The organism is Streptomyces capparidis (genome assembly GCF_054782095.1).
Window position 1 is genome coordinate 1 of sequence record NZ_BAAGTD010000143.1, and the last position, 584, is coordinate 584.

Annotated in this window: 1 protein-coding gene; it reads left to right on the top strand. The window is 74.3% G+C overall.

The features are described from left to right. Positions 1-48: 48 nt before the first annotated feature. The coding region (locus tag ACYVO2_RS37315; protein ID WP_461012571.1) for a CurL C-terminal domain-containing protein at positions 49-584 on the top strand (536 nt) is incomplete at its 3' end.

The window sequence follows — 584 nt, forward strand, 5'->3', positions numbered from 1 at the left end:
TCGGCGGGTGCGGTGGAGCTGCTGACGCAGGAGCGGGAGTGGCCCGAGGTGGGTCGTCCGCGGCGGGCGGCGGTGTCATCGTTCGGGATCAGCGGCACCAACGCCCACACCATCATCGAGCAGGCACCCCAGGACGAGCCCGTCGCCGCCCCGAGGGAACGCACCATGACGGTTCCCGAGGTCCCGTGGCTGCTGTCCGCCGCGACGCCGACGGCGCTGCGCGGCCAGGCCGCCCGGCTTCGGGCGCACGTACGGGGACACGCCGAACTGGCGGTGGACGACATCGCGCTGACCCTGGCCACGGCACGCGCCGCGCTGGAACACCGGGCCGCGGTGGTAGCCGGTGACCGGGACCAGTTCCTGGCCGGGCTGGCGGCCATCGCGGAGGGGCGCGAGGTACCCGACTCGCTGGTGGGAGCTGTTCCTGGCCAGGGACGGGTCGCCTTCCTGTTCACGGGGCAGGGGGCGCAGCGGGCCGGGATGGGCCGGGAGCTGCACGAGGCGTTCCCGGTGTTCGCGGAGGCGTTCGACGCGGTGTGCGCGCGGATGGACGGGCAGTTGGACCGGCCGTTGCGGGATGTCGT